1 protein-coding gene is annotated in these 1,127 nt (G+C 40.3%); it reads left to right on the top strand.

Annotated elements, in window-relative coordinates; translation table 11 throughout:
* Positions 1 to 40 precede the first annotated feature (40 nt).
* A partial coding sequence (gene bamA / locus A3756_RS17915; RefSeq protein ID WP_068554151.1) for an outer membrane protein assembly factor BamA occupies positions 41 to 1,127 on the top strand: 1,087 nt, incomplete at its 3' end.

Here is a 1,127-nt window from a genome sequence, read left to right as displayed (position 1 = left end):
ATTATGCGTTTGTAGTGGTTATTCATTAATAGGATTGTCTGTGTTTGGCGTAAAAAAAATAATTCGTAGTTGGCTTGCTCTGAGCTTATTGATTCTAGCTATCGCCCCCTTAGCTGCTAAAGCAGAAGCTTTTATTATCAATGATATTCGTGTTGATGGTCTTAAGCGGGTATCAGCCGGTTCGGTATTTTCTGCGTTTATCCTAAGTGTTGGTGAGACTGCTAGTGAAGAAAAGATAGTTGAAGCAAGTAAGGCGCTATTTAAAACCGGCTTGTTTACAGATATCGAAATCGCCCGTGAAGATAGAGATTTGGTCATTATTGTTCAAGAGCGCCCCTCAATCTCGAAAATCGAAATTGAAGGAAATAAGGATATCTCTGAAGAAGATTTGCTGGAAGGGCTCAAAGCTGCCGGGATGGCAGAAGGAAAAGTATTCAAGCGGGTAACGCTTGAGCGTCTGGAGCTCGAAATCCTTCGCTCTTATGTTACACAAGGTAGATACTCTGCTTCTGTAGAGGCCGAAGTTAAAGAATTACCTCGCAACCGTGTGGCAATCAAGTTGAATATCAACGAAGGAGAAGTTGCCTCAATTCTTCATATCAATATCGTTGGTAACCAAGCATTTTCTGATGAAGAACTAATTGAGCTGATGGAGCTCAAGATGCCAAGTTTTTGGTCAGTATTTACCAGTGATGATAAATACTCAAAAGAAAAGCTGAGTGGCGATTTAGAGCGTATACGTTCTTTCTATCTGGATAATGGTTATATCAAGTTTGCCATCGAGTCGACTCAAGTTTCGATTTCACCACATAAAGAAGATGTTTTCGTTACGGTTAATATTTCAGAAGGCCCGTTATATACGTTAAAGGACTTCGACTTGAAGGGAGACCTTGTTCTAGAGAAGGAAGTGTTAGAAAAGCTTGTTATGTTAAAACCGGGTGACGTATTTTCACGTCAGAAACTGACACTTACATCTGACCTTATCTCTCGTGCTTTAGGTGCAGAAGGTTATACTTATGCAAATGTTAACGCTATCCCTGAGGCGCATGATGACTATAGCGCTTCGGTTACTTTCTTTGTTGATCCTGGTAAACGGAATTATGTAAGAAGAATCAATTTCCGTGGTA

Source organism: Oleiphilus sp. HI0086 (assembly GCF_001635225.1).
The sequence above is the reverse complement of the archived record's forward strand: the minus strand, read 5'-3'. Positions and strand labels throughout refer to the sequence as shown.